General features: G+C 71.7%; 21 protein-coding genes and 2 pseudogenes. 10 read left to right on the top strand and 13 right to left on the bottom strand.

Annotation, left to right across the window (positions count from 1 at the left end; genetic code table 11):
• Window positions 1–38 precede the first annotated feature (38 nt).
• The 6 genes from SJ20_RS01785 to SJ20_RS01760 are packed head-to-tail and all read right to left on the bottom strand — an operon-like array spanning window position 39 to window position 8,915.
• Window positions 39–1,631 (bottom strand): long-chain fatty acid--CoA ligase, encoded by a 1,593-nt coding sequence (locus SJ20_RS01785; protein WP_235281214.1) that lies wholly within the window; start codon window positions 1,629–1,631, stop codon window positions 39–41.
• 41 nt (window positions 1,632–1,672) lie between these two features.
• Window positions 1,673–2,854 carry an acyl-CoA dehydrogenase family protein gene (locus SJ20_RS01780; protein ID WP_044658736.1) on the bottom strand — a complete coding sequence of 394 codons (1,182 nt, stop codon included), beginning with the start codon at window positions 2,852–2,854 and terminating at the stop codon, window positions 1,673–1,675.
• 46 nt (window positions 2,855–2,900) lie between these two features.
• On the bottom strand, window positions 2,901–3,752 hold the full coding sequence (locus SJ20_RS01775; RefSeq protein ID WP_044658735.1) for a CoA transferase: 852 nt from the start codon (window positions 3,750–3,752) through the stop codon (window positions 2,901–2,903).
• Window positions 3,749–5,926: a 3-hydroxyacyl-CoA dehydrogenase NAD-binding domain-containing protein gene (locus SJ20_RS01770; protein ID WP_044658734.1), complete on the bottom strand. Its 2,178-nt coding sequence runs from the start codon at window positions 5,924–5,926 to the stop codon at window positions 3,749–3,751. The genes SJ20_RS01775 and SJ20_RS01770 overlap by 4 nt, the downstream gene beginning before the upstream one ends.
• A gap of 46 nt (window positions 5,927–5,972) precedes the next feature.
• Complete coding sequence (locus tag SJ20_RS01765; protein ID WP_036336657.1) at window positions 5,973–7,187, bottom strand: acetyl-CoA C-acetyltransferase; 1,215 nt, start codon at window positions 7,185–7,187, stop codon at window positions 5,973–5,975.
• Window positions 7,188–7,232: 45 nt separating this feature from the next.
• Window positions 7,233–8,915, bottom strand: coding sequence for a long-chain-fatty-acid--CoA ligase (locus tag SJ20_RS01760; RefSeq protein WP_044658733.1), 1,683 nt, complete (start codon window positions 8,913–8,915; stop codon window positions 7,233–7,235).
• Window positions 8,916–9,133: 218 nt separating this feature from the next.
• Between SJ20_RS01760 and SJ20_RS01755 the strand changes: the two genes are divergently transcribed.
• The 3 genes from SJ20_RS01755 to SJ20_RS01745 all read left to right on the top strand — a co-directional run bounded on the left by SJ20_RS01755 (window position 9,134) and on the right by SJ20_RS01745 (window position 13,204).
• The gene (locus SJ20_RS01755) at window positions 9,134–9,739 is read left to right on the top strand and encodes a TetR/AcrR family transcriptional regulator (RefSeq protein ID WP_044658732.1); all 606 of its coding nucleotides are present in this window, start codon (window positions 9,134–9,136) and stop codon (window positions 9,737–9,739) included.
• 273 nt (window positions 9,740–10,012) lie between these two features.
• Complete coding sequence (locus SJ20_RS01750; protein ID WP_010080071.1) at window positions 10,013–10,579, top strand: DinB family protein; 567 nt, start codon at window positions 10,013–10,015, stop codon at window positions 10,577–10,579.
• 93 nt (window positions 10,580–10,672) lie between these two features.
• Complete coding sequence (locus SJ20_RS01745) at window positions 10,673–13,204, top strand: HAD-IC family P-type ATPase (protein ID WP_044658731.1); 2,532 nt, start codon at window positions 10,673–10,675, stop codon at window positions 13,202–13,204.
• A 6-nt stretch (window positions 13,205–13,210) separates the two neighbouring features.
• Here SJ20_RS01745 and SJ20_RS11970 read toward each other — a convergent pair whose 3' ends face one another.
• Window positions 13,211–14,032, bottom strand: a complete 822-nt coding sequence (locus SJ20_RS11970; RefSeq protein WP_044658730.1) for a hypothetical protein — start codon at window positions 14,030–14,032, stop codon at window positions 13,211–13,213.
• Between the two features lie 125 nt (window positions 14,033–14,157).
• Between SJ20_RS11970 and SJ20_RS01735 the strand changes: the two genes are divergently transcribed.
• Window positions 14,158–14,610 (top strand): acyl-CoA thioesterase, encoded by a 453-nt coding sequence (locus tag SJ20_RS01735; RefSeq protein ID WP_010080066.1) that lies wholly within the window; start codon window positions 14,158–14,160, stop codon window positions 14,608–14,610.
• A 36-nt stretch (window positions 14,611–14,646) separates the two neighbouring features.
• Here SJ20_RS01735 and SJ20_RS01730 read toward each other — a convergent pair whose 3' ends face one another.
• Genes SJ20_RS01730 through SJ20_RS01720 form a run of 3 tightly spaced genes read right to left on the bottom strand, consistent with a single transcriptional unit; the run spans window position 14,647 to window position 16,705 of the window.
• Window positions 14,647–15,282, bottom strand: coding sequence for a CbiQ family ECF transporter T component (locus tag SJ20_RS01730; protein WP_044658729.1), 636 nt, complete (start codon window positions 15,280–15,282; stop codon window positions 14,647–14,649).
• On the bottom strand, window positions 15,282–16,043 hold the full coding sequence (locus SJ20_RS01725; protein WP_044658728.1) for an energy-coupling factor ABC transporter ATP-binding protein: 762 nt from the start codon (window positions 16,041–16,043) through the stop codon (window positions 15,282–15,284). The genes SJ20_RS01730 and SJ20_RS01725 overlap by 1 nt, the downstream gene beginning before the upstream one ends.
• Complete coding sequence (locus tag SJ20_RS01720; protein WP_044658727.1) at window positions 16,040–16,705, bottom strand: biotin transporter BioY; 666 nt, start codon at window positions 16,703–16,705, stop codon at window positions 16,040–16,042. The genes SJ20_RS01725 and SJ20_RS01720 overlap by 4 nt, the downstream gene beginning before the upstream one ends.
• A gap of 359 nt (window positions 16,706–17,064) precedes the next feature.
• On the opposite strand from SJ20_RS01720, the gene SJ20_RS01715 reads away from it, so the two are divergent.
• The 3 genes and pseudogenes from SJ20_RS01715 (at window position 17,065) to SJ20_RS01710 (ending at window position 19,647) form a co-directional block, all read left to right on the top strand.
• Entirely contained in the window at window positions 17,065–18,408 is a 1,344-nt protein-coding gene (locus SJ20_RS01715) for an IS256-like element ISMlu11 family transposase (protein WP_044658726.1), read from the top strand.
• 45 nt (window positions 18,409–18,453) lie between these two features.
• Window positions 18,454–18,645 (top strand): annotated as a pseudogene (locus tag SJ20_RS11665) (DJ-1/PfpI family protein); the annotation flags it as partial.
• Between the two features lie 177 nt (window positions 18,646–18,822).
• Window positions 18,823–19,647 (top strand): aldo/keto reductase, encoded by an 825-nt coding sequence (locus tag SJ20_RS01710; RefSeq protein ID WP_233437106.1) that lies wholly within the window; start codon window positions 18,823–18,825, stop codon window positions 19,645–19,647.
• 118 nt (window positions 19,648–19,765) lie between these two features.
• Here SJ20_RS01710 and SJ20_RS01705 read toward each other — a convergent pair.
• From SJ20_RS01705 to SJ20_RS01695, 3 genes and pseudogenes are all read right to left on the bottom strand, one after another.
• A pseudogene (locus SJ20_RS01705) lies at window positions 19,766–19,945 on the bottom strand (ISL3 family transposase); the annotation flags it as partial.
• A 46-nt stretch (window positions 19,946–19,991) separates the two neighbouring features.
• Entirely contained in the window at window positions 19,992–21,245 is a 1,254-nt protein-coding gene (locus SJ20_RS01700; RefSeq protein ID WP_044658653.1) for an IS256 family transposase, read from the bottom strand.
• Between the two features lie 274 nt (window positions 21,246–21,519).
• Window positions 21,520–21,885: a helix-turn-helix transcriptional regulator gene (locus SJ20_RS01695; protein WP_044658723.1), complete on the bottom strand. Its 366-nt coding sequence runs from the start codon at window positions 21,883–21,885 to the stop codon at window positions 21,520–21,522.
• Between the two features lie 82 nt (window positions 21,886–21,967).
• Here SJ20_RS01695 and arsB point away from each other — a divergent pair, with 82 nt between their 5' ends.
• The 3 genes from arsB to SJ20_RS01680 are packed head-to-tail and all read left to right on the top strand — an operon-like array spanning window position 21,968 to window position 24,877.
• Window positions 21,968–23,059, top strand: a complete 1,092-nt coding sequence (gene arsB, locus SJ20_RS01690) for an ACR3 family arsenite efflux transporter (protein WP_036381392.1) — start codon at window positions 21,968–21,970, stop codon at window positions 23,057–23,059.
• 23 nt (window positions 23,060–23,082) lie between these two features.
• Window positions 23,083–23,511 (top strand): low molecular weight phosphatase family protein, encoded by a 429-nt coding sequence (locus SJ20_RS01685; RefSeq protein WP_002855764.1) that lies wholly within the window; start codon window positions 23,083–23,085, stop codon window positions 23,509–23,511.
• A gap of 28 nt (window positions 23,512–23,539) precedes the next feature.
• Entirely contained in the window at window positions 23,540–24,877 is a 1,338-nt protein-coding gene (locus SJ20_RS01680) for an FAD-dependent oxidoreductase (RefSeq protein WP_044658722.1), read from the top strand.
• The last annotated feature ends 1,011 nt before the right edge of the window (window positions 24,878–25,888 follow it).

Genomic DNA, 25,888 nt, shown 5'->3' with positions numbered 1-25,888 from the left:
CAGGCCAGACGACCTGCGCCCGGACCGCCCGGCGCCCTTCACCCCTGGCGCAGCTCGCGGCGCAGGATCTTGCCCGTGGCGTTCTTCGGCAGCCCGTCCAGGACGGTCACCTCCCGCGGCTGCTTGTAGCGGGCCAGCCGCTCGGCCGCGAACGCCTGGAGCTCCTCCCCCGTGACGGCGCTGCCCGGGGCCAGCGAGACGAAGGCGGCGATCTCCTCGCCCAGCCGCTCGTCCGGCACACCCACCACGGCGGCCTCGACCACATCCGGGTGCTCGTAGAGGACCTCCTCCACCTCGCGGGGGTACACGTTCATGCCGCCGCGGATGATCACGTCCTTGAGCCGGTCCACGATCATCACGTACCCGGCCTCGTCCCGGCGGGCGATGTCCCCGGTGCGGAACCAGCCGTCCTCGTCGAACGCCGCCTCCGTGTCCTCCGGGCGGCCCCAGTAGCCGGCCATGATGCCCTCGCCCCGGATGCGCAGCTCACCGGAGGTCTCGAGGTCCTCCTCGGGCACCTCCGTGCCGTCCATCGCGACGATCCGGAACTCGAAGCCGTCCACCGGCCGGCCCACGGTGCCCGGGCGGGTCGGCGCGTCCACGGGGTTGAAGAAGCACGCACCCGCGTTCTCGGACAGCCCATAGCCCTCCAACACGGGCACGCCGTACAGCTTCTCGGCGGCGTGCAGCGTCTCCACCGGCAGGCTCGCACCGCCGGAGAGGGGCATGCGCAGCCGAGAGAAGTCCGCCGGCTCGGCCCCGGCCTCACGGCGGGCCCGGGCCACGGAGAGGAACGCCCCGTGCATGGTGGGCACGCCGGGCAGGAACGTGATGCCGTGGTCCTGCAGCTGGTCGTAGGCGGCCTCCGGCACGAACCGCGGCATCAGGGACAGGGTGGACCCGGCGAACACCGCGCCGTTGAGCACCACCGAGAGCCCGAACACGTGGAACATCGGCAGCGCCGCGAACACGACGTCGTCCGGGCCGAGCCGGCCCAGGCCGGTCGCCGTCGCCATGGCGTTGGAACGCAGGTTCGTGTGCGTCAGTCGGGCACCCTTGGGCCGCCCCGTGGTGCCCGAGGTGTAGAGCAGGACGGCGTCGTCGTCGGGGTCCCGCGGGGTGATCTCCGTGACCGGGGCGATGCCCTCGGCGGCGCACTCCCGCCCGACCGCTTCGAGGTCCAGGGTGACCACCTCGACGTCGACGTTCCTGGCCACCTCGTCCACGGCCGGCAGCCCGGGCATGGCCCAGAGCATGCGCGCCCCGGAGTCCTCGAGGAAGTACTCCAGCTCTCGGGCGGTGAACAGCGGGTTGAGCGGCACCATCACCGCACCCAGACGCATGAGCGCCTCGTAGACCGCCACGAAGGCCGGGACGTTGGGCAGCAGCACGGCCACCCGGTCCCCCGGACCCACCCCGCGGTGGCGCAGCCAGCCGGCCGTCGCGGCCGTGACCTGGTCCAGTTCGCGGTAGGTCATGCGGGCCTCGCCGATCCGCAGGGCCGTGGCATCCGGCTGCCGGGCCACGGTGGCCGAGAGCAGCTCGGCCACATGGCCCCGGCGCTCGGTGGGCCGGCCGGGGGTGGTCGTGGAGGTGTCATGGGTCTCGGAGGTGGTCTCGGAGGTGGTCACGGTGGCTCCTGATCTGGTGGGGCGGTCGTCGGAGGGGAGGGTCAGAGGAAGGCGGAGTGACCGGTGAGGCCGCGGCCCACGATCAGCGAGTTCACCTCGTAGGTGCCCTCGTACGTGAAGATCGCCTCGACGTCGCAGAAGAACCGGCCGAGCCCGACGTCGGCGAGGATGCCGTTGCCGCCCATCATCTGCCGGCCCAGCGCGGCCGACTCGCGGCACATCTGGGAGGTCTTCAGCTTCACCAGGGAGGCCTGCGTCATGGACACCTCGCCGGCGGCCTCCAGCTGCACCGCCCGGTGCGCCATGCCCAGGGTGGCCGCCAGGTTGGCCGCGATCTGCACGAGCAGGGACTGCACCAGCTGGTGCCCGGCGATCGGACGGCCGAACTGGGTGCGCTCCAGCGCGTAGCGGCGGGCGGCGTCGAGGATGCCCTGCTGCGCGCCCGCGGCCTGCCAGCCCAGGCCGTTGCGGGAGCCCAGCAGGATCACGTTGGTGTCCGCGAAGGTGTCGGCCTTCTCCAGCTTGTTCCCCGCCGGGATGCGGACGTCCGTGAAGGTGATGTCCGCGTTCTGGACGATCTTCACCGCGGTCTTGTGCTCGATCTTGGTGGCCTCGTAGCCGGGGGTGTCGGTCTCCACGATGAAGCCCTTGACCTGGTCGTCCTCCTCGTCCCGGGCCCACACGATCGCGATGCGGGACATGGTGCCGTTGCCGATCCACCGCTTGGCCCCGTTGATCACCCACTCGTCCCCCTCCCGGCGGGCCGTGGTGGCCATGCCGCCGGCGACGTCGGAGCCGTGCTCCGGCTCGGTCAGCGCGAAGCAGCCGGTGTACTCCATCGCGTACAGGCCCGGCAGCCACGTCTGCTTCTGCTCCTCCGAGCCCAGGGCCTCCAGGGTGGCCCCGACGAGGTCGTTGTGCAGGGCGAAGTACACGCTGAGGGAGATGTCCGCGCGGGCCAGCTCGGCCATCAGGTGCCCGCGGAACAACGGGTCCTCGGTCATGCCGCTGATGTGGTTGTAGCCCAGCTCCCCGACGCGGCGGGCGATCTCGTGCGGGAACTCGTCCCGGCTCCAGGCCTCCGCCACGTGCGGGGTGACGATCTCGGCCAGGGCGGCGCGGATCTCCGTGAGCTCCTCCTGCTGCTCGGGCGTCAGGAGGCGGTGGTACTCGAGGACGTCGACGTCGATCAGCGAGCGGGTGCGGGAATCCGTGGTGGTCATGAGGGGCTCCTGGAGGTCGTTCGAGGGGGGTGCTGAGTCGTGGGGGTCAGGCGGTGGGGCTGGCCAGGGCGGTGAGCGGGATGCCCCGCTCCTCCCCCCATGCCTGCCAGTGGGCGGCGTCGTGCCGGGAGAGGGCCTCGGTGAGCTGCGCGCGGACGTCCCCGTCCGCGTCCAGCCCGAGGCCCTCGACAAGCGCGGCCGCGAAGTGCGGCTCGAGCGCGCCGACGGCCACATGGCCCTCGGCCGCCGGATACACCCCGTAGTGGGGCAGGGCCCCGCCCAGGGGGCTGCGCGGGCCCGTCATGCGGTGCCGGTTGGGCAGGGCCAGGGCGTGCGCCGCATCGGCGAGCGCCACCGTGGCATGCCCGCCGTCCCCGTCCGCGCCGCGGGCCCACAGCAGGGCCAGCGCGGCGGAGACGGCCCGCTCGGCACCGTGCAGATCCGCCGCGAGGATCCGCGGTGGAGCCCCCGGCGCCAGCAGGCCCGCCGCGGCCTGGTAGTTGATGTCATGGCCTGGCACGTCCGTGCGGTCCCCGTCGTATCCGGTGATGTCCACCTGGCAGATCCGCCGGTGGCGGGCGCGGACGGCGTCGGCGTCCAGGCCCAGCCGGCGCAGCGCCCCGGAGCGGTGGGAGGTGAGGAACACGTCCGCCTCGGCCAGGATCTGCTCCATCTCGGCAGCCCCGGCCTGGGACTTCATGTCCACGGTGCGCACCGACTGCCCGCGGTGCAGCTCCTCGTAGAGGGCCGGCACCAGGGTGGCCACGGGGTCCCCGCTGGGCGGGAGCACCGTGACGATGTCGGCGCCCAGCTCCTGCAGGCGGGCCGCGGCGACGGGCCCGGGCAGGTTCAGCGCGATGGTCACCACGCGCACCCCGGCCAGCGGTGCGGCGCTCATCGGCCCGGCCCCTCGCCTCGCTCGGCCAGCTGCCGGAGGGTGCCGCCGGGACGGAACCGCTCGCCGTAGCGGTCGGCCAGCTCGTCGGCGCGGGCCACGAACGCGGCCGGTCCGCCCTCGCGGTGCGTCATGAACGTCACTGGCCCACCGGTGTGCGGCGGGAAGCCGATGCCGAACACGCCGCCGAGGTTCGCCGAGGGGGCGTCGGTGAGGACGCCGTCGTCGAAGCAGCGGGCCGTCTCGATGGCCATGCGGTACAGCAGGCGGTCCTGCAGGTCCTGCTCGGGCACGTCCGCCCCGGTGGCGAAGTGCTCGGCCAGGCCTGGCCACAGGTGCTTGGGGCCCTGTTCCGGGTACTCGTAGAAGCCGGCGCCCTGAGCGCGGCCCGGGCGGCCGAACTCGTCCACCATGCGCTCCACCACGCGCTCGCCCGGACGCACCGGACGCTCACCGCCGGCCTCGGCGACGGCCTTCTCCTCCTCGCGGCGGATGTGCTGGATCAGGGTCAGGGAGACCTCGTCCATCATGGCCAGCGGGGAGGCCGGGAAGCCGGCGTGGCGGGCCGCCCGCTCGATCCGCTGCGCGTCCACGCCCTCCTCCACGAGGGCCGCGGCCTCGAGCACGAGCGTGCCGTAGACGCGGGAGGTGTAGAAGCCGCGCCCGTCGTTGACCAGGATGGGCAGCTTGCGGATCTGCTGCACCAGGTCGTAGGCGCGCTCCACCGTGCGCGGGGAGGTCTGCTCACCACGGATGATCTCCACGAGCTTCATCCGGTCCACCGGGGAGAAGAAGTGCAGGCCGATGAAGTCCTGGGAGCGCTCCCGCGGGCCCTGCAGCAGGGTGATCGGCAGCGTGGAGGTGTTGCTGCACAGCAGGGTGTCCGGGCCGACCACCTTCTCCACCTCGGCGAACACCGAGTCCTTGAGCTCGACGTCCTCGAACACGGCCTCGATCACCGCGTCCACGTGCGCGAGGTCCTGATAGTCCTCGGTGGGCTGCACGCGGGCCAGGACGGCGTCGGCGTCCTCGCGGCTCATGCGCCCCTTCGCCACGCGCCCCTCGAGGAGGGCGCCCACCCGCTCACGGCCGCGCTCGGCGGCCTCCAGGCTGACGTCCTTGAGCATCACGTCCACGCCGTTGAGCGCGAGCGCGTGGGCGATGCCCACGCCCATCATCCCGGCGCCCAGCACCGCCGCCGTGGTGATCGTGCTGCGCTCGCGGGAGGGACCGCCCAGGGCCGCGCCGGAGCGCAGCGCCTGCATGTCCGAGTGGAACGCCTGGATCATGGCGGAGGAGGTGTGGCCCGTCACGAGGGACACGAAGTACCGGGTCTCGATGCGCGAGGCGGTGTCGAAGTCCACCTGCGAGCCCTCCACCGCGGCGCTGAGGATCGCCTTCGGGGCGGGCAGGTCCGCGCCGTGGAGCTGCCGGCGCAGGGTGGCGGCGAACGCGGGCAGGCGGGAGGCGAAGGAGGCCTGGGCGGGGGTGCCGCCGGGGATCCTGAAGCCCTTGACGTCCCAGGGCTTCGCGGCGGCGTCGGCGTCGTCGCGGTGCTCCAGGATCCAGCGCTTGGCGGCGGGCACCAGGTCCGCGGGGTCGGTCACGACCTCGTCGATGATCCCCTTCTCCATCGCGGCCCGGGCGTCGCGGGCGGTGCCCTGCAGCAGCCACTCCATCAGGGCGCGCTCCACGCCCACCATGCGCACCAGGCGGGTGATGCCGCCGCCTCCGGGCAGCAGGCCCAGGGTGACCTCCGGGAGGCCGACCTTCAGCCCCGGGTCGTCCACGGCGATGCGCCGGTGGCAGGCCAGGGCGATCTCCAGGCCGCCGCCGAGCGCCGTGCCGTTGATCGCGGCGACCACGGGGCGGCCGAGGGTCTCGAGGCGGCGCAGCTGGCCCTTGACCCGCTGCGTCAGCGCGAACACGGACTCCACGTCCTCGGGGCCGGCCTGGGCCAGGGAGTCCAGGTCGCCGCCGGCGAAGAAGGTCTTCTTCGCGCTGGTCAGGACGACGCCGGTCACCGTGTCCCGCTCCGCCTCCAGGCGGTCCACGACGGCGTCCATCGCGTCCTGGTACCGCTCGTTCATCGTGTTGACCCGCGCCTGCGGGTCGTCCATGGTCAGCGTGACGACGCCGTCGGCGTCCTGGTCCCAGGTGATCATGTGCTCACTCATGCCGGTGCTCTTCCTGCCGTGCTGGTCGGTCGGGTGGGTGGGGCGCTCAGACGCGCTCGACGATCGTGGCGACGCCCATGCCGGCGCCGATGCAGAGCGTGGCGATGCCGGTCCGCAGGTCGCGCCGCTCGAGTTCGTCCACGAGGGTGCCGAGGATCATGGCGCCGGTGGCCCCCAGGGGGTGGCCCATGGCGATCGCGCCGCCGTTGACGTTGGTCTGCTCCTCGGTCCAGCCCATCTCCTTCATCAGCAGCAGCGGCACGGCCGCGAACGCCTCGTTGATCTCCACGAGGTCGATGTCCGCGGCGGTCATGCCGGCCACCTCGAGGGCCTTGCGGCACGCCGGGGTGGGGCCGGTGAGCATGATGGTGGGCTCGGAGCCGACGACGGCGGCGGAGACGATCCGGGCCCGCGGACTCATCCCGGCCCGCCGGCCGGCCTCCTCGGAGCCGATCAGCGTCAGCGCGGCGCCGTCGACGATGCCCGAGGAGTTGCCGGGGTGGTGCAGGTGCTCGATCCCCGCCAGCGAGCTGTACTTCTCCAGCGCCACGGCGTCGAAGCCCGCCTCCCGGCCCAGCGCCTCGAAGGAGGGCTTGAGCGTGGCCAGGGTCTCCACGGACGAGTCGGGGCGGATGGTCTCGTCCCGGTCCAGCACGGTCATCCCGTTCATGTCCGTCACCGGGACCACGGAGCGGGCGAACCGGCCCTCCTGCCACGCCGCCGCAGCACGGCGGTGGCTCTGCGCGGCGAAGCGGTCCAGCTCTGCGCGGCTGAATCCCTCACGGGTGGCGATCAGGTCCGCGGAGACGCCCTGCGGGACGAAGTCGGTGGCCAGGGAGGTGGCCGGGTCCATGGCCCACGCGCCGCCGTCGGAGCCCATGGGCACGCGGGACATGGACTCCACGCCGCCGGCCACGAGCAGAGACTCCCAGCCGGAGCGGATGCGGGCGGCGGCCTGGTTCACGGCCTCGAGCCCGGAGGCGCAGAACCGGTTCAGCTGCACGCCGGCCACGGTCTGCGGCAGGCCCGCCTTGAGGGCGGCCACCCGGGGCAGGACCGCGCCCTGGTCGCCCACCGGGCTGACGCAGCCGAGGATCATGTCCTCGATGTCGGCGGGGTCGAGCCCCTCATGGCGGTCGCGCAGCGCGTGGGTCAGGCCGACGACGAGGTCGATCGGCTTGACCTCGTGGAGGGAGCCGGAGGGCTTGCCGGCACCGCGCGGCGTGCGGAGGGCGTCGTAGAGGAAGGCGTCCTGGGTCACGGGGTCTCCTGGGGTCGGGGTGGGTCTGGGGAGGTGGCGGGCCGGTCAGCGGCCGGAGGTGAGGGCGTCGGCGTAGTCGGCGCGCAGCTTGCGCTTGTTGACCTTCCCGACGCCGGTCCGGTCGATCTCCGTCACGAAGCGGACCTCGTCCGGCAGCTGCCAGGTGGCGAAGCGCTCGGCGAGTGCGGCGAGGACGGCGTCCTGGTCGACGTCGGAGTCCTCGTCCCGCACCACGAGGGCCAGAGGACGCTCCTCCCACTGGGGGTGGGGGACGCCGATCACGGCGGCGTCGCGGACCCCGGGGACGGTCATGATGTGGTTCTCCAGGTCGATCGAGGAGATCCACTCGCCACCGGACTTGACCACGTCCTTCAGGCGGTCGGTGACCTTGAGGTAGCCCTCCGGGGAGAGGTAGCCCAGGTCCCCGGAGCGCCAGTAGCCCTCGTCGTCGAAGCCGGCCTCGGTGGCCTCGGCGTTGTCCGCGTAGGAGGTGGTCACCCAGGGCCCGCGCAGGCGGATCTCGCCCACGTTCTCCTCGCCGGGCGGCAGCAGCTCGCCCAGGGGGTCGGTGATCTTCACGTCCACCCCGACGACGACGAGGCCCTGGAACCGCTTGAGGTTCCACCGCTCATCCTCGGAGAGGGTGTCCATGAGGCTCGGCTTCATGCGGTTGAGGGAGACGATGGGCGAGGTCTCCGTGGCGCCGTAGGCGTGGATGACCTCCGCGCCGGTGAGCTCGTCGAAGCCGCGCATCATGGCCACGGGGGGCTCGGTCGCGCCGCACAGCAGGCGCACGCCGTCCATCCGTGGGGGCGTCTCGAGGGTGCGGAGGTGGTGGAGCATCGGCATGAGGATCGCGGGGGATGCCGGGGCCACGGTGACGCCGTGGTCCACGAGGGTGGAGGTCAGCCACGGAGTGTCCGTGAGGTTGAACCGGCCCGGCAGCACCAGGCGCGCGCCCACGGCGACGGCCGCGAACGGCAGGCCCCAGCACTGCGCGTGGAACATGGGGGTCAGCAGCAGGGCGGTGTCCGCCATGGTCATGCCCAGGGTGGACACCACGGCGTGCGCGTGCAGCCAGGTGGCCCGGTGCGAGTAGAAGACGCCCTTGGGACGGCCGGTGGTGCCCGTGGTGTAGCAGGCGCCGGAGGCGGAGCGCTCACTCACGTTCGGCAGCCCCGCTGTCTCGAGCGGCTCGTGCCCGTCGAGGAGGGCCTCGTAGGAGAGGACGTCGTCGCGACCGGCCCAGTCGGCGGGGAGCTCACCGTCGCCGGCCATGATCCAGCGGATGCCGTCGGGCAGGTGCGGTTCGAGCGCGGTGGCCAGCTCCAGAAGGGTCTCGTCCACGATGATCGTCCCCACCTGCGCGTGGGTGATCACGTAGGCCAGGTCCATGGGCGCCAGGCGCAGGTTGAGCTGCACCATGGTCGCGCCCAGCAGCGGGACGGAGAAGTAGGACTCGAGGTGACGGACGTCGTTCCACAGCAGCAGGCCGACCCGGTCCCCCGGCCCGACGCCCTCGGCGTGCAGGGCCGCGGCCATGCGGCGCACCCGCTCCCACACGGCCGCGTAGGTGGTGGTCTGCCACGGGGAGCCGCCGCCGCGGGTGTGGATGATCTGCTGATCCCCGAAGGTCCGGGCGGCGTCCCGCAGGAGGCGGGTGGTGGTGAGCTGCTCGTCGTCGCCCATGGTGGACGGGGTGCCGAGGACGGTGTCGGTGGTCTGCATGGGTCCCCCTGGGAGGTGTGGTGGTCGCGGAGGCGGGCGGCAGTCGTCTGTGACATGCCTCACTGAGCTGATGTTGCACACTCAAGCACGATGTTGCACTAGCGTGCAAGAAGGGTGCGGGGGGCGTTTCGATCCCTGCCGTAGGGTTCAGCGAGCCCCCGCATCCTCATCTCCCGACCACGGGCCATCCCATCCGCCGACCCAGCCCCGAGGACCCGATGAACACCCCCCTGCCCTTCGACCAGGACGATCTCTCCTCCCCCGCGCGCCTGCGCCTGGCGGCCCTCGAGCTGTATGCCGAGCGGGGGGTCGAGATGGCCAGCGTCCGCGAGATAGCGCAACGGGCCGGCGTCGCCCCCGGGCTGGTGCGGCACCACTTCGGCAGCAAGGCGGGGCTGACCCGCGCCGTCGACGACGACGTGCTGCGCCTGATCGCCGCGACCCTCGACGAGGTCCCGCTCGTGGGCACCCCACAGGAGGTGTCCGCGGCCCGCGACGCGGCGTTCGCGGACCTGCTGGCCGACCACCCGGTGGTGGGGGCCTACGTGCGCCGCTCGCTGCTGGAGGCCGGCGGGGAGACCGAGTCCCTGCTGGAGCGCCTCGTGGACCTGACCACGGAACAGACCGAGCGCCTGCGCCGGTCCGGCTTCGCCCCGCGGCGCAGCATGCCGACGTCCGTGTTCGGCACCGTCATCCGGCAGATGGGGCACCTGATGGTCGACCCGTCGGCGGACCGCATCTGGCGCCGGATCGCCGAGACCCAGGAGGGCGCCGCCGAACAGGCGAGCCCGCGGGTGCGGCTCGTGGTGGATCCGCCGCGGTGAGCAGGATCGCCGCCCACCGCGGCGGCGTCCGCGTACGCCTGCGCCGCCCAGTCCTCGCTGACCCCGACGAGCTCCTCCGGGTCCTCCTGGGTGGCCACGACGCCGGCCCGCCCCTTCCGGGAACGCCTGCGGTCGGTATGGGCGCACTTTTCAGGCTCAGAGCGACTGCACACGTTCCAGGTCCGCTGGCGCCCCGCTCCCACCCGCCCCCGCCCCGTCCCCGGACGCGCCGTTTCCCGAACGAAAACGCGGGTGGGGCGTAGCCTGGCCGCCATGACCACCGTGTTCTACGACGACCAGGGCCGCCCCGAGCCGCCCTTCGCCGCGGGCGAGGCCGCCACCCTGCTGGGCTTCCTCGACTTCCTGCGCGCCACGATCGAGTGGAAGACGGCGGACCTGGACACGGCCGCGCTGCACCGTCGGCTGCCGGGGCACCCGTCCGCGATGACGCTCGGCGGCCTGCTCAAGCACCTCGCGTTCGTCGAGTTCTGGTGGTTCGAGGCCGTCGCCCTCGGCGAGCCCACCTCGGCCCCCTGGGTGGGCGCGGACTTCGACGCCGACCCCGACTGGGACTGGCACAGCGCGGCGCAGGACTCCGCGGCGGACCTGCGCGCCCTCTGGCAGGGCCAGGTGGAGCGGTCCCGGCAGATCGTGGTGGACCTGCTCGCGGCGGACGGCGACGACGGCGCCGCGGCCCTGGCCCGCGCCCACCGGATCCGGGAGGGGCGGGACCCGGTCTCGCTGCGGTGGATCCTCACCCACATGATCGAGGAGTACGGCCGCCACGCCGGCCACGCCGACCTGCTGCGCGAGGGGATCGACGGCCAGACCGGCGAGTGAGCCCGCCCCACCCGCAGTCCCTCCTGCGGTCGCACCCGGGTTCATCCCCTCGTCGGATGCCCGGCCCCGCACCGGCTGGGTAGATTCTGTGCCATGGCCTCCCCCTCCCCTGCGTCCGCGCACCCGTCCGCCCCCGAGAGCGGGACGGGCCTGGGGTTCACCGGGGTGGAGGGGATCACCGGGCTCACCGCCGCCGAGGTCGCCGAGCGGGAGGGCGCGGGCCTGGTCAACGTCCAGTCGCGGGACACGTCTCGCTCGCTGGGGGAGATCCTGCGCGTGCACGTGTTCACGCTGTTCAACCTGGCGATCGCGCTGTGTGCCGTCGTCGTGATCCTGATGGGCCGCTGGCTGGACCTGCTGTTCTCGCTGGCGGCCGTGGCCAACGTGGTGATCGGCGTGGTCCAGGAGTACTCGGCCAAGCGGAAGCTGGACCGGATCGCGCTGCTGCACCAGGACGACGTCGTCGTCATCCGGGACGGGGCGCGCGTGCCCCTGCCGATGGCGCAGATCGTGCGGGACGACGTCGTGGTGCTGCGCCGCGGCGACCAGGTGTCCGTGGACGGCGAGGTCCTCGTCTCGGACGGCCTGGACATGGACGAGGCGCTGCTCACCGGCGAGAACGACCCCGTGCCCAAGACCCCCGGGGACGCCGTGCTCTCGGGCTCGGCCGTCGTGGCCGGCGCGGGCCTGGTGCGCGCGACGGCGGTGGGCTCGGCCTCGCACGCGGCCCGGCTGAGCGCCGAGGCCCGCCGCTACTCCGCCATCCACTCGGAGCTGCGCGGCGCCCTGGAGAAGGTGGCCCGCTGGCTGACGATCGCCCTGGTGCCGATCATCGCGGTCATCGTGCACGGCCAGATGACGGCGGTCGGCGGCTGGTCCCTCGCCCTCTCCCAGCCGCGCGAGGCCGCCCTGGAGCCCGCGTTGATCGCGTCCGTGGCGGCGGTGACCAGCATGATCCCGCAGGGCCTGGCGCTCATGACGACCATCGCGTTCGCCGTGGCCGCGCTCAAGCTGGCCCAGCAGGAGGTCCTCATCCAGGAGCAGCCCGCCGTGGAGGTCCTGGCCCGCGTGGACACCGTCTGCCTGGACAAGACCGGCACCCTCACCGAGGGCGGCGTCCGGTTCGACCGGCTCACCGCGCCCGCCTCGGTGGACGCGTCCCCGGACGCCCACGACGACGGCGCCCCGGCCGAGGTCGGCGACGGGGCTCGGGCCGTGCTCGCCTGGTTCGGCGCGGACCCGGACGTGAACCCCACCGCGGCGGCCCTGCGCGAGCCCTTCACGGCCGTCCCGGCGGTGGACCCCGCGGCCCAGGTGGCGTTCTCCTCCGCGCGCCGGTGGTCGGCGGTCGCGTTCGGCCCGGAGGCCGGGGCCGCGGCCGGCACGTGGCTGCTCGGTGCGCCCGAGGCCCTCGTGGACGAGCGGCTCCTGGGCCCCGACGCCGCCGAGGCCGTCCGCGCCCAGGTCCACGCCGACGCGGACGCCGGCCGCCGCGTGCTGCTGCTGGCCCGCACGGACGAGCCCCTGATCGGGGATGCGTTGCCCGCCGGAGGCGTCCCGGTCGCCGTCGTGACGTTCCGCGAGAACGTGCGCCCGGACGCCGCCGAGACCCTCGACTACTTCCACGCGCAGGGCGTGCGGACCGTGGTGATCTCCGGGGACAGCCCGCGCACCGTGGCCGCCGTGGCGCGCGAGGTGGGTCTCGAGGTGGCGGGCCAGGCCTACGACGGGCGCACCCTGCCGGAGGACCCCGGCGCGCTCGCCGACGTGATGGCCGAGCACGACGTGTTCGGCCGCGTCAGCCCGGACCAGAAGAAGGCGATGGTGCAGGCGCTGCAGTCGCGCGGGCACGTGGTGGCCATGACCGGCGACGGCGTGAACGACGCCCTGGCCCTGAAGACCGCGGACCTGGGCATCGCCATGGGCAACGCGGCCCCGGCCACCAAGGCGGTGTCCCGGATGGTGCTGCTGGACGGGCGCTTCGACCGCCTGCCGCGCGTGCTCGGCGAGGGCCGCCAGGTGATCGCGAACATGGAGCGGCTCGCCCACATCTACCTGACGAAGACGACGTACGCGCTGCTGTTCGGCGTGGTGTTCTCCCTGTTCGCGTGGCAGTTCCCGCTGCTGCCGCGGCAGGCCTCCACCGTGGACTTCATCATGATCGGCGCGCCCACGTTCTTCCTCGCCCTGCTGCCGAACCCGCGCCGCTATGTGCCCGGCTTCCTGGGGCGGGCGCTGCGGTTCGCGATCCCCTCCGGCGCGGTGATCCTGCTGTCCATGGTGGCCCTGCAGACGTACGTGCGCCTCACCGCCGGCGACGTCGACCTGGCCCGCCAGCAGGCCGCGTTCATGATCACCCTGACCCTGCTGGGCCTGTGGGTGCTCAGCGTGATGTCCCGCCCGCTGAACGCGCGCGTGGCGCTGCTGATCCTGGCGATGTACGCGGTGCTGGCCGCCGTCGTGCTGGTGCCGGCCTCTCGCTGGTACCACCGGATGGAGGTCCCGCCCACGGACGTGCTCGTGGCCGCGCTGGTGATCGCGGCCGTCGGGTGCGGACTGATCGAAATCATCCACCAGGTGCACCGCCGCCACGTGGCGAGGGTGCTGGCCGCCGCGGGGGTCTGAGACCCCTCAGCGGCGGGCGCGACGCACCGCGGCCCGGTAGTCGCGCCACTCCGACACCAGCACGACGACGGCGAGCAGCAGGTACGCGACGTCCCACACGCTGAGCCGCTCCCCGGCCACCACGCCCGGGAGACGGGTGGCCAGGATGAGCAGCACGAGCGCGGTGACCGCCCAGGCCCGCCGGCGCGGCGCGATGACCAGGTCCTTCTGGACGCCCGCGGCGTACGACTCCGGGGAGCCGAGCTCCTCGGCCAGCGGGCGCCCGGCCGCGGCCCCACGTACCCGCGCGTCACGGACGATCTCGGCCACCCGCGCGTCGGGCAGGTCCTTGCGCAGCCGCAGGACGCCGGCGAGGCGGCGGGCCCAGGCGTCGTCGTCGAGGGCGGCGGGGGGCTCCCCCACGGGCCGGCGGGCCGCCGGGAGCAGCCGGTGCGCGAGCCAGGCGAGGCCCGCGCAGACCGGGGCGACGGCGAGCAGCCAGAACGTGCTCCCGGTGAACAGGTGCGTCTGCGCGTTCACCTCCACGAGCCACCAGGCGAGCACCAGCACGAAGGCCAGGAGGGCGTCGCCGGCCACCAGCGTGGCGGCCAGCCGCGGGACGCGGACGAGGAGCCGCTCCCAGAGGACCATCACCGCCACCCCGGCCATGCCCATGAGCACCGGGGCCAGCAGCAGCCCCCACGTGTAGTCGGTGGTGAGCCCGTCCCGGAGCAGCCAGACCAGGCAGAACAGGACGGCGATGCCGGCGGCGACCGTGAAGCCGACCACCGGCACATCGCGCCAGGTGGCGTCGGGTGTGGCGGGGTCGGGGTGGGGGCGGATGGTCATCGGTCGGGTCCCTCCTGTGTGGTCCGTTGCGGATCCCTGCCGGCGACCCTACGGCCCGGTCGAGCACGTCTCCGCATCGGGCGCCCTCCCTCGTGCCGGCGTCGGCGTCGCTCTACCGTGGGGCCATGGACTCCACGCTCTTCACCCGTTCGGCCGACCGCGCCGCCCACGACGACGTCAACTTCCGCACCCGCAAGTGGGTCAAGCCGGAGGACCTCAACGCGAACAACACCCTCTTCGGCGGGTCGCTGCTGCGCTGGGTCGACGAGGAGGCGGCCATCTACGCGACCCTGCAGCTGGGCAACCCGCGGTGCGTGACGAAGCTGATCTCGGAGATCAACTTCCTGGCCTCGGCGAAGCAGGGCGACATGATCGAGATGGGCCTGCGCGCCACCGAGTTCGGGCGCACGTCCCTGACCATGCGGGCGAAGGTGCGGAACATCGTGACCGGCGAGATGATCCTGACCATCGACAAGATCGTGTTCGTGTCCCTGGGCGAGGACGGCAAGCCCGTGCCCCACGGCTTCACCGAGATCACCTACGACCGCGACCGTCTGCCCCTGGACGGCCCCCTCTGAGCCGGCCCGCCACCCCACGCGGGAGGGCGGGCGGCTCTAGTCGATGCCGCGGGCGGCCAGGGCGTCCCCGACGTCGTCGGCGTGCTTGAAGCTGAGCACCAGCAGCGGCAGCGCCCAGGCCCACGGCGCCATCCGCACCCCGCGGGCGGCCTGCGCATGCCGGATCTGCTCAGCCAGGGCGCGCAGGTGGCCGATCGAGGAGAGCACCAGGCCCATCGCCAGGCCCACGCGGTCGGCGCGGAACCCCGCCCGTGCCAGGCGTGGCCCCGCCCACGGGATCCGCTCGACCGGCCGCAGCACCGCCTCGGCCACCCCGGTCATGTCCGCGATCCGGGTGGTGCGCGTCAGCACCTGCGCGGTGAGCACGAGCCCGAGCACGCGCGCCACCATGAGTCCGGCGGCGAACGCGTCGGTGAAGATCCACTGCGCCGCGAACAGGACCACGTAGAACAGCCACAGAGCGCGCAGGTCGGAGGCGATCATCGCCGCACCGCGCCGCAGCCCGAAGCCCACGAGATACGCGGTCACGGCACCCACGACGGCGGCGCCCGCGGCCCACAGGGACAGCGGCAGCAGGGTCAGGGCCAGCACCCACACCGCGAACAGGCCCGTCTTGAGGCCGGCGCGGGCGTGGTGCAGGGGCGAGTCGCCGTGGATGTACAGGGAGAGCATCAGCGCAGCTCCGCCGCCACGGCGTGGTCCAGAAAGCGCTCGTACGCCTCGACCACGTCCTCGGCCGGGCCGGTCCGCTCCACACGGCCGCCGTGGATCCACACCGCCTCGTCGCACGCACGGGCCAGCTCGAGGTCGTGGGTCACCAGCAGCAGCTGGAACCCGTCCGGGGCCGAGGGGTCGGCGGCCAGCAGCCGGTCGGCCACGATCCGCCGGTGCCGGCCGTCCAGCAGGGAGGTCGGCTCGTCGGCGATCACCAGGGACGGCCCGGCGGTCAGCACCGAGCACATCGCCAGCCGCTGCGCCTGCCCCGAGGACAGGGACAGGCACGCCCGGTCCGCGAGCGCGGTGAGCCGGTGCTCCTCAAGCGCCGCGGCCACGCGCGCGGCGACGTCGTCCTTGGTCAGGCGGCGGCCGGCGTCGTCCCTGAGCGACTTCACGGTCAGCTCCACGTCCTCCCGGACGGTGGGCATGACCACCTGCGCGGCCGGGTTCGCGAACACGAAGCCGACGGTGCGGCGCAGCGCCTTCACGTCCCGGACGGCGTCCACCCCGTGCACGCTCACCTCCCCGGCGACGACGTCGGCCAGTCCGGCGATCGCGCGGGCCAGCGTGGACTTGCCGGAGCCGTTCTCCCCGATCACCGCCACGCGCGGGGCTGTGAGGGTGAGGTCCACGCCGTCGAGGAGCACGACGACGCCCTCGGGGCCGTCGGCCTCGACGCGGACGCCCGTGAGGGTGACGGAACGGTCCGGGCTCATCGGAAGGCGCGGGGGTAGGCCTTCCACAGGCCGACGATGAGGATGACGGCCACGACGAGCTTGATCAGGTCACCGGGCACGAACGGGGCCATGGAGAGGACGGCGGCGCCGAACTCCATCCCGGCGATCCCGACGAAGCCGAGCACGCCGAAGAAGTAGACCATCACGACGCCGCCGATCAGCCCGGCGACGGCCGCGCCGAGCGCGACCCGTCCGGCGCCGAGGCCGGGGCGGGCCCGGGAGGTGAGGGCCCAGAAGATCAGGCCGACGATCAGCGCGGACGGGATCCAGCCGAGGATGAAGCCGGCCGTCGGGCCGGCGAACACGCCCAGGCCGCCGCGGCCGCCGCTGAGCAGCGGCAGGCCGAGCGCCACGAGGCCGGCGAACAGCGCCATCGAGGCGGCCCCGCGCCACGGGCCGAGGATCACACCGGCCAGGATCACGGCGATGTTCTGCAGCACGATCGGGGCGGGCACACCGGCGACGGCGATCGGCGGCACCAGACCGAGGACGGCCATCAACGCGGTCATGACGGCGATGCGCGCGAGGCTGCCGCCGGCGGAACCGCGACGGGGGCGGCCGGCGTCGGTGGGGCGGTCCGCCGTCGTGGTGGCCGCGGGGCGGACGTGGCCGTCGTGGGACGAGGGCACGGAAGTGCTCATGGAGGGACTCCTGGTGCGGAAGCGAGTGCGAGGGGGCGCTCAGCCGAGGCGCGGGGCGCATGGCGAGTGCCCGACGAGTTGAACGTTGAACAGTGTTCAGGAGTCTACTGCAGGGGCGGAGGTGTGGGCGGCCGGGGTGCGTTCCCGGGGCGACACCGAGGCAGCGGTCGGCTTGGGCGTTGTGCTGACCGGCGATCAGCAGGAACGAGGTCTGCGGCCCGCCGAGCATCTCGCGGACCGCGGCCAGTACTGGCGAGCGGGGGCGTAAGGCGGGGTGGCCGGGCAGTCCGGGCAGGGCCATGGGGCGTGTCAGATGGTCTGTGTAAGCCGTACCGAGAGGAACGGTAAGAATCATGACCATGATCGACGAGAAGAACCCAGGCGAGCCCTCGGGCCAGGACCTGGTCGAGCAGCTGAAAGCCTCAGGGCAGCTTGATGCCCTGTTCGCGCAGATCGACGCGGGCGGCGTCGAGCTCACCGGTGACGGCGGGTTCGTGCCCGCGCTGGTCAAGGCCGCGCTCGAGCGGGGCCTGCAGGCCGAGCTGACCAGCCATCTGGGCTACGAGAAGGGCTCGAGCGAGGCGCTGAAGCACGCCAACTCCCGCAACGGGACCACCCCGAAGACCGTGGAGTCCGAGGTCGGGCCGATCGAGCTGGACGTCCCGCGAGACCGGGGCGGGTCGTTCACCCCGCGCCTGGTGCCCAAGGGCCAGCGGCGCCTCGGGGGCCTGGATGACATGATCATCAGCCTCTATGCCGGCGGAATGACGATCCGGGACATCCAGCACCACCTGGCCTCCACGATCGGCACGGACCTGTCGCACGAGACGATCTCCAACATCACCGACGCCGTGAGCGAAGAGGTCCTGGCGTGGCAGTCGCGGCCGCTGGAGGAGTTCTATCCGGTGATCTATCTCGACGCAATCCGGATCAAGATCCGAGAGAACAGCCAGGTCCTCAACCGTGCCGCCTACATCGCCGTCGGCGTGGACCTCGAGGGCATCAAGCACGTGCTGGGGATCTGGGTCCAGGACACCGAGGGCTCGGCGTTCTGGGCCCACGTCTGCGCCGATCTCGCCAACCGGGGCGTGCAGGACGTGCTGATCGTGTGCTGCGACGGGCTCAAGGGCCTGCCGGAGGCGGTCGAGGCGACGTGGCCGGACTCGATGGTCCAGACCTGCGTGGTTCACCTGATCCGGGCCGCGATGCGGTTCGTGGCCTACCAGGACCGCAAGAAGGTCGCCGCCGCGCTGAAGCCGATCTACACCGCCCCCAACGAAGAGACCGCGAGGAAGGCGCTGGCCGAGTTCGAGGCCTCCGAGCTCGGCACGAAGTACCCGTCTGCAGCCGCGACCTGGGCGAACTCCTGGGAGCGGTTCATCCCGTTCCTGCAGTTCCCACCCATGCTCCGCAAGGTCATCTACACGACCAACAGCATCGAGTCGCTGAACTTCCAGCTACGGAAGGTGACCAAGAACCGCGGCCACTTCCCCTCGACCGAGGCGGCGGTGAAGCTGCTCTGGCTGGCGATCTGCAACATCGAAGACAAACGCGCCGCCGAACGCGCTCGGGACCGGGGCAAACCCGCCGGCCAGCGCAAAGCCCAGGGCCGGCTCGTCGAAGGTCAGGCCGTCACGAACTGGAAGCAGGCCCTCGCCCAGCTCGCCGCGGCCTACCCCGACCGGATCAACCCCTACCTGTGACCACCCCGCTTACACAGACAAGTTGACACGCCCGGGCCATGACGTCTCGTGACCGGCCGGGCCCTGACCTCATTCCCCAGCATCCGCACCGACCTGCGCAACGCCGGCGTGAACGTGGTGGACCAAGAGGCCGCCCGAGACGGGAACCTGGCCACCAGCCGCTCACCCGATGACCTCTGCCTTCTGTTCCGCCGTGGTGGTACCGTCCAGCCCACCGGCGCCGGAAACCGCTCCTGAGCAGCCCGGTACGCCACATGGCACAGGCGGGGCTGACTACCGGCTCGACACCCGGCACCTCGGTACCCGCCACCCTCCTATAAGCCAGCACCGGCCGGGGACGCGCCGGCCCTTCGAGGATCTCAGCCCACGTCCCACCTCAGGACAACCAGAAGGAAGTGATCGCGGATGCGACGGATGACGCTGCCGAGCGGGGAGTCCATCCCTGTGCTGGGCCAGGGCACCTGGGGCTGGGGTGAGGACCCCGGCCGCCGCGGCGACGAGGTCGCCGCGCTGCACGCCGGCCTCGAGCTGGGCATGACGCTGGTCGACACCGCCGAGATGTACGCCGACGGCGGCGCGGAGGAGGTGGTCGGTGAAGCATTGGCGGGTCGCCGCGACGAGGCGTTCGTGGTCAGCAAGGTCCTGCCGTCCCACGCCTCCCGTTCCGGCACGATCGCGGCCTGCGAACGCAGCCTGAAACGCCTGGGCACCGATCGGATCGACCTCTACCTGCTGCACTGGCAGGGCCGGTACCCGCTGGAGGACACCGTCGCGGCCTTCCACCAGCTCGTCGAGGACGGGAAAATCCGATACTGGGGCGTCAGCAACTTCGACCACCGGGCCCTCGCCGAGCTGCAGGACGTGCCGGGCAGCAGCGGGCTGGCCACGGATCAGGTGCTGTACAACCTGTCGCGGCGAGGACCGGAGTACGACCTCCTGCCGTGGTGCGCCGACCACCAGCTGCCGGTCATGGCGTACTCGCCGATCGAGCAGGGCCGCATCCTTGACGACACGACGCTGAACGACGTCGCGGCCCGTCACAGCGTCAGCCCCGCGGCGGCGGCCCTTGCCTGGGTGCTGCGCCGCGACTCGCTCTGCACGATCCCCAAGGCGAGCAGCCCGCAGCACGTGCGCGACAACGCCACAGCACTGGACGTGCAGCTGACCCGCGAAGACCTGGATGCTCTGGACCGTGCGTTTCCGCCCCCGAGCGGACCGCGACCACTGGAAATGCTGTGACCCTGCCCAAGGGCGCAGCCCGGTCGGTCCGGGCGGTCCGGGCAGTCCGGGCAGCGCTCCGGTCAGCGCAAGTCTCCGAAGGACCTGCCTGTCACCTCCTCCTGAACCTGTGCACGCCATCCATCGACTCCTTTCCTCGAGCCCTGTCGGGTTCGCGGTAGGCGCTGATCATCCGCTGGCAGGTCCCCCAAGTGGCCTCGAGCCGGGCCCTCTGCTTGTCGGTGAGCAACCCGGTTCCGGCGTGCAGGGTTCGACGGGCGGAGTAGAGCGGGTCGCCCGTGCGGCCGCGGTGGCCGGTCAAGCCCCTTGTGGTGGTGTAGCGGTTGGATCCTTCGTTGGGGCTGTCAGGCGCTGAGCTCGAGGGCAGTGTCGGTGTCGGTGCCCACCTCGCTTCCGGTGTCCTCGACGGGGGTGAGGCGGCAGCGGGCGAGGACCTCGAGGCCGAGGTAGCGGCGCCCTTCGGCCCATTCGTCGGTCTGCTCGGCCAGCACCGCCCCGACCAGCCTGACGATGGCTGCCCGGTTGGGGAAGATGCCCACCGCGTCGGTGCGGCGGCGGATCTCCCGGTTGAGCCGCTCGGCCGGGTTGTTCGACCAGATCTGCGTCCAGACGTCCTTCGGGAACGTCGTGAAGGCCAGGATGTCCGCCCGGGCATCACCGAGGTGCTCGGCCACCGCCGGGAGCTTCTCGCTTACGTAGTCCAGCAGCCGATCGAACTGCGCGTTCACCGCCGTGGCGTCGGGCTGGTCGTAGACCGAGTGGAGCATGGCCTTCACCGCCGGCCACATGGACTTCGGGGTGATGCCCATCAGGTTCGCCGCGTAGTGGGTCCGGCACCGCTGCCAGGTGGCGCCGGGCAGGTTGGCGGCGATGGCGTCCTTGAGCCCGGCATGGGCGTCACTGGTGACCAGGCGGACCCCGGCCAGGCCCCGGGCCACGAGGTCAGCGAAGAACTCGTTCCACGCCGCACCGGTCTCACTGGTCGCCACGCGCATCCCCAGGACCTCGCGGTGGCCGTCACCGTTGACCCCGGTAGCCAGCAGCACCACCGCGTTGACCACCCGCCCGCCCTCGCGGACCTTCATCGTCAGCGCGTCCGCGGCCACGAACGTGAACGGACCGGCCTCATCCAGGGGCCGGTGGCGGAAGGACTCCACGTGTTCATCCAGGTCCGCGGCCATCCTGGAGACCTGGGACTTGGAGAGGGCATTGATCCCCAGGGTCTTGACCAGCTTGTCCATCCGCCGGGTACTCACCCCGGCCAAGTAGCAGTCCGCCACCACGGTGATCAGCGCCGACTCCGCTCTCTTTCGGCGTTCCAGCAGCCACTCCGGGAAGTACGTCCCAGAGCGCAGCTTCGGGATGGCTACATCGACCGTGCCGACCCGGGTGTCCAGGTCCCGGTGCCGGTACCCGTTGCGCTGGGCGGACCGTGTCGGGGTGGGCTTGCCCCATTCGGCGCCGACCACCGCGTCGGCATCGGCGGAGAGCAGGGTGTTGATCATGGTCTGCAGCAAGTGGCGCATCATGTCCGGGGACGCTTCGGACAGGGCTTCGCTCAGCAGGCCGGCAGGGTCGAGAATATGAGGAGCGGTCATCGTGATGACTCCATTCGAGGGTGCTGTGAGAGGTTCACTCGAAGGATCACACGGTGGCCGCGTCCACGTCTGAGACGACGTGCCCGACCACCGGGCGCTACACCACTATGCGGGACTCAACTCGGTGGCCATGCAGGTCCTGCTGGACCCGGCGGTGGCAGCGGACCAACGCGTCGCCGGCTAACCGGACTGCGAGCGACCGGCGTTGTGGACGCAGACGACCTGGACACTGGGCCGTGCGGTCAGGAGGATCTCCAAAGTCGGCGGCGGGGGTTCAGGCGATGTCGAGGAAGGAACGGAGCTCGGCGAAGGCCGACGGCACGACGGAGTAGTGCGCCCAGCGGCCCTTCTGCTCGCGCGTGAGCAGGCCAGCGTCGACGAGCTTCTTCATGTGGTGACTCACGGTCGGCTGGCTGATGCCCAGCGGCTCGGTGAGATCACAGGCGCAGACCGAATTGCAGCCCTGAGCAGCGACATGGGACAGAAGCCGGAGACGGGTCGGGTCGGAAAGCGCCTTGAGCAAGGACGCGATCCTCTCGGCCTCGACGCTGTCGACGGGCCCCGCTGAGAGCCTGCAGCACTCCTCAGGGCCGTTCATCGTCTCGAGCCCGGCAGCTGTGATCGCGGTCGTCGTGGACATGCCCCCACCTTACATTGACAGTCATCGATGTGAAGCATAGCGTTCGCATCGATATCCGTCGATGGAAGGTTCGGCCCCCCTCATGAGTACGACCACCAAGGATGTGGAGCAGCCCCGCGTGATGAAGGAGATGTCCTTCCTCGATCGCTGGCTCCCGGTGTGGATCCTGGCCGCCATGGCAGTGGGTCTCCTGCTGGGGCGGTTCATCCCCGGCCTGAACACCGCGCTGGAGGCGGTGAAGATCGGATCCGTGTCCCTGCCCATTGCGATCGGACTGTTGGTGATGATGTACCCGGTCCTGGCGAAGGTCCGCTACGACGAGACCCGGCGTATCGGCGCGGACCGACGCCTGCTGGTGACCTCGCTGGTGCTGAACTGGATCGTCGGCCCGGCACTCATGTTCGCCCTGGCCTGGATCTTCCTGGCCGACCTTCCGGAGTACCGCACCGGCCTGATCATCGTCGGGCTCGCACGCTGCATCGCGATGGTCCTCATCTGGAACGACCTCGCCTGCGGTGACCGAGAAGCAGCCGCGGTGCTGGTCGCGATCAACTCCGTCTTCCAGGTGATCGCCTTCGGTGCCCTGGGCTGGTTCTACCTCCAGGCGCTGCCGTCCTGGCTGGGGCTGCCGACCACGTCGGCCGAGTTCTCGATCGGTGCGATCGTCCTCAGCGTGCTGATCTTCCTCGGGATCCCGCTGGTCGCAGGGTTCCTGACCCGCATCCTCGGTGAGCGAGCCAAGGGCCGGACCTGGTACGAGGAGCGGTTCCTCCCGAAGATCGGTCCCTGGGCGCTGTACGGGCTGCTGTTCACCATCGTGCTGCTGTTCGCCCTCCAGGGCGACGCGATCATCTCCGCACCGGGAGACGTGGCCCGCATCGCCCTGCCGCTGCTGGTCTACTTCGTCGTCATGTTCCTGGGGTCCTTCCTGCTCGGCCGCGCGATCGGCCTCGACTACGCGAAGTCCACGACCGTCGCGTTCACGGCCTCGGGCAACAACTTCGAGCTCGCCATCGCCGTCGCCATCGGCACCTTCGGAGTCACCTCCGGCCAGGCCCTCGCCGGCGTCGTCGGCCCGCTGATCGAAGTCCCCGTCCTCGTCGCCCTCGTCTACGTCGCCCTCGCTATGGGGCGGCGCCTGTTCCCCGGCGACACCACCGCCCCCACCCGATGACCCCACAGAAGGATCCCCTCGCCATGACCACGAAGCGCCCTTCAGTCCTGTTCGTCTGCGTGAAGAACGGCGGCAAGTCCCAGATGGCCGCCGCCCTCATGCGCCATCACGCCGGGGATGAGGTCGACGTGCATTCCGCCGGCACCCGCCCGGGCACCGCCATCAACGCCCAGTCCGCGGAGGCGATCGCCGAGGTCGGCGCGGACATGTCCTCCGCCGTCCCGCAGCCGGTCACCCCCGAGCTGCTGCGAAGCGTCGACCACGTGATCGTCATCGGCGACGAAGCCGTCATCAAACCCGTCGAGGGCATGACCGCGCCGGTCACGACCTGGCACACCGATGAGCCCTCTCAGCGCGGCATCGAAGGGATGGAGCGGATGCGCTTGGTCCGCGACGACATCGACACCCACGTCCGCAAGCTCCTGACCGACCTCACCGGCACCGCGAACTGACCGCCCCGCAGCAAGGAGACTCATCATCTTGACCACCGCAACGAACTCACATCCCATTGTCGTCATCGGCGCTGGCCCCATCGGCCTTGCCGCCGCTGCCCACCTCTCTGAGCGCGGCCTGCCGTTCCTGATCCTCGAGGCCGGGACCGCGGCAGGAGCCGCGATCGCCGAGTGGGGGCACACGCGGCTCTTCTCGCCGTGGCAGTACAGCCTCGACGCCGCCGCACAGCGTCTCCTCGAAGCTGCCGGCTGGACCGCACCCGACGCCGACGTTCTCCCGACCGGTCACGAACTGCGCGAGCATTACCTCGAACCGCTCGCGCAGCTTCCCCAGCTCGCCGAGTCGATCCGCTGCGGGGCGCGGGTCACCGCCGTCTCCCGCGCCGGCATCGACAAGACCCGCACCGCACGCCGCGAGGAGACCCCCTTCCTCGTCCGGATCCAGACCACCGACGGGCACAGCGAAGACGTGCTCGCCTCCGCGGTCATCGACGCCTCCGGCACCTGGTCCACGCCCAACCCCCTCGGACAGGCCGGGCTCCTTGCTCCCGGCGAGCAGCAGGCCCGCGCCGCGGGCCACATCACCGCGCCGCTGCCTGACGTGCAGGGCCGCGACCGTGACCGCTTCGCCGGCAAGCGAGTCATGGTGACCGGTGCCGGCCACTCAGCCGCCAATACCCTGCTGGACCTCGCAGGCCTGGAGGCCGACACCACCATCATTTGGGCCGCTCGCACCGCAGACCTCACCCGCGTCTACGGGGGCGGCGACCAGGACGAACTCGCAGCCCGAGGAGCGCTCGGCTCGCGACTGCGCCAGCTGGTCGACTCCGGACGCATCGAGGTCCTCACCTCCTTCACCATCACTCGCTTCAGAGCCGACGACACGTTGACCGTCCACGCTGTGACCCCGGACGGGGAGCGAGAAGTGAGCGTCGATGTGCTGGTGCCCGCCACCGGGTTCCGCCCTGATCTCGGAATGCTCTCCGAACTCCGCCTGGCCCTGGACCCGGCCGTCGAAGCACCGTCCCAGCTGGGGCCGCTGATCGATCCCGAGTTCCACTCCTGCGGATCCGTCGAGCCTCACGGTGAGCGAGTCCTCGCCCACCCGGAGACGAACTTCTACATCGTGGGGATGAAGAGCTACGGCCGCGCCCCCACCTTCCTCATGGCCACCGGCTACGAACAGGTCCGCTCCATCGCAGCAGCCCTGGCCGGCGACCGCAAAGCAGCCGACGCAGTCCACCTCGAACTACCCGAGACCGGCGTATGCACCACCGACCTCGGCGGCAGCTGCGACGCCCCAGCCCCAGCCGGCGACGCCTGCTGCAGCAGCCCGCAACTGATCGAGCTCTCCGTCGTCCGATGAGCAAACAGCGGGACGGCACGACGTTCTGTGCCACCCCGCTGGGGTATACCCGCCTGGACGCCGCCCAGCCCGGCGCGCTCGGCTCGAATACCTGGAACTGCAATGCATCCAGGAGCACCGCCTCCAGATCCCCCTCGCACTCGGCCAGACGCATCCCCAGGTCCGTGCGGTGGGCGATCACCCGTCGCGGGTCTTCCGGGGAAGGTCCGGCCTGCCAGGCCACCACCGTGAGCACCTCCCCGGTCACGTCGGCGTCGAGGAGACGCGCGTGAGTCTCACGACTGAAGTACCTCTGGACCAGCGCGGACATCACCCGGCGCACCTCAGGCGTGGACGGCAACTCTGAGGGCGGCAGGGCATCCGGTGCAGTCATCGCCCCAGGGTAGGAACGAGTCCTCGTACCCGGATAGCCCCCCTGGGGACAGCTGCGCCCTGGCGCCGGCCCCTTGCGGTTGCAGGCTCACTCACACCAGAACGGCGCCGGGCGGACTTCACACGCCTCTCGCTCCACCAGGCCGATCCCTCCCACCAGGACAGGCCAGGCGGCCAGCACCAACAGAGCAACCACCGCGGCCGTCCAGCCTCACCGAGAGCGAGGGGATCTGGATCGAGCGAACCGGACGCCGCAGACGGCCGCGCATGCGACGACGAGGAGCTGCCCCACGCTGACGAGCAAGGAAGGCGCCCCCACGGGAGCGTGGCTGCCCTGGGCGAACTCCGCGACGGCGTAGGCGGCCATGAAGACGGCTATGGCCACGGGAACGATGAGCACCAGCAGCACGAGCCCCAGGACCACTTGCGCTGCGGACCGCCCCGAGACCCGGCCAGCTGGGGTGGATTCGATCATCGGGTGATCTCCGAAGCTCAAGGGCGGATGGGTTGGGCACGAGAGCCCAGCTACGAGGGCTCTACGAGTACGCCAAAAGAAACCTAGACCACGACCGATCCACCGGCGACCCCTGCCCATGAAGACTGAAGCAGCACCCACACCTAGGGCGTGTCTGAGAATAG

The organism is Micrococcus sp. MS-ASIII-49, from assembly GCF_000946635.1.
GTDB classification, from domain to species: Bacteria; Actinomycetota; Actinomycetes; order Actinomycetales; family Micrococcaceae; genus Micrococcus; species Micrococcus luteus.
Note: the sequence above shows the minus strand (reverse complement) of the source record. Positions and strands in the feature narration are given on the sequence as shown.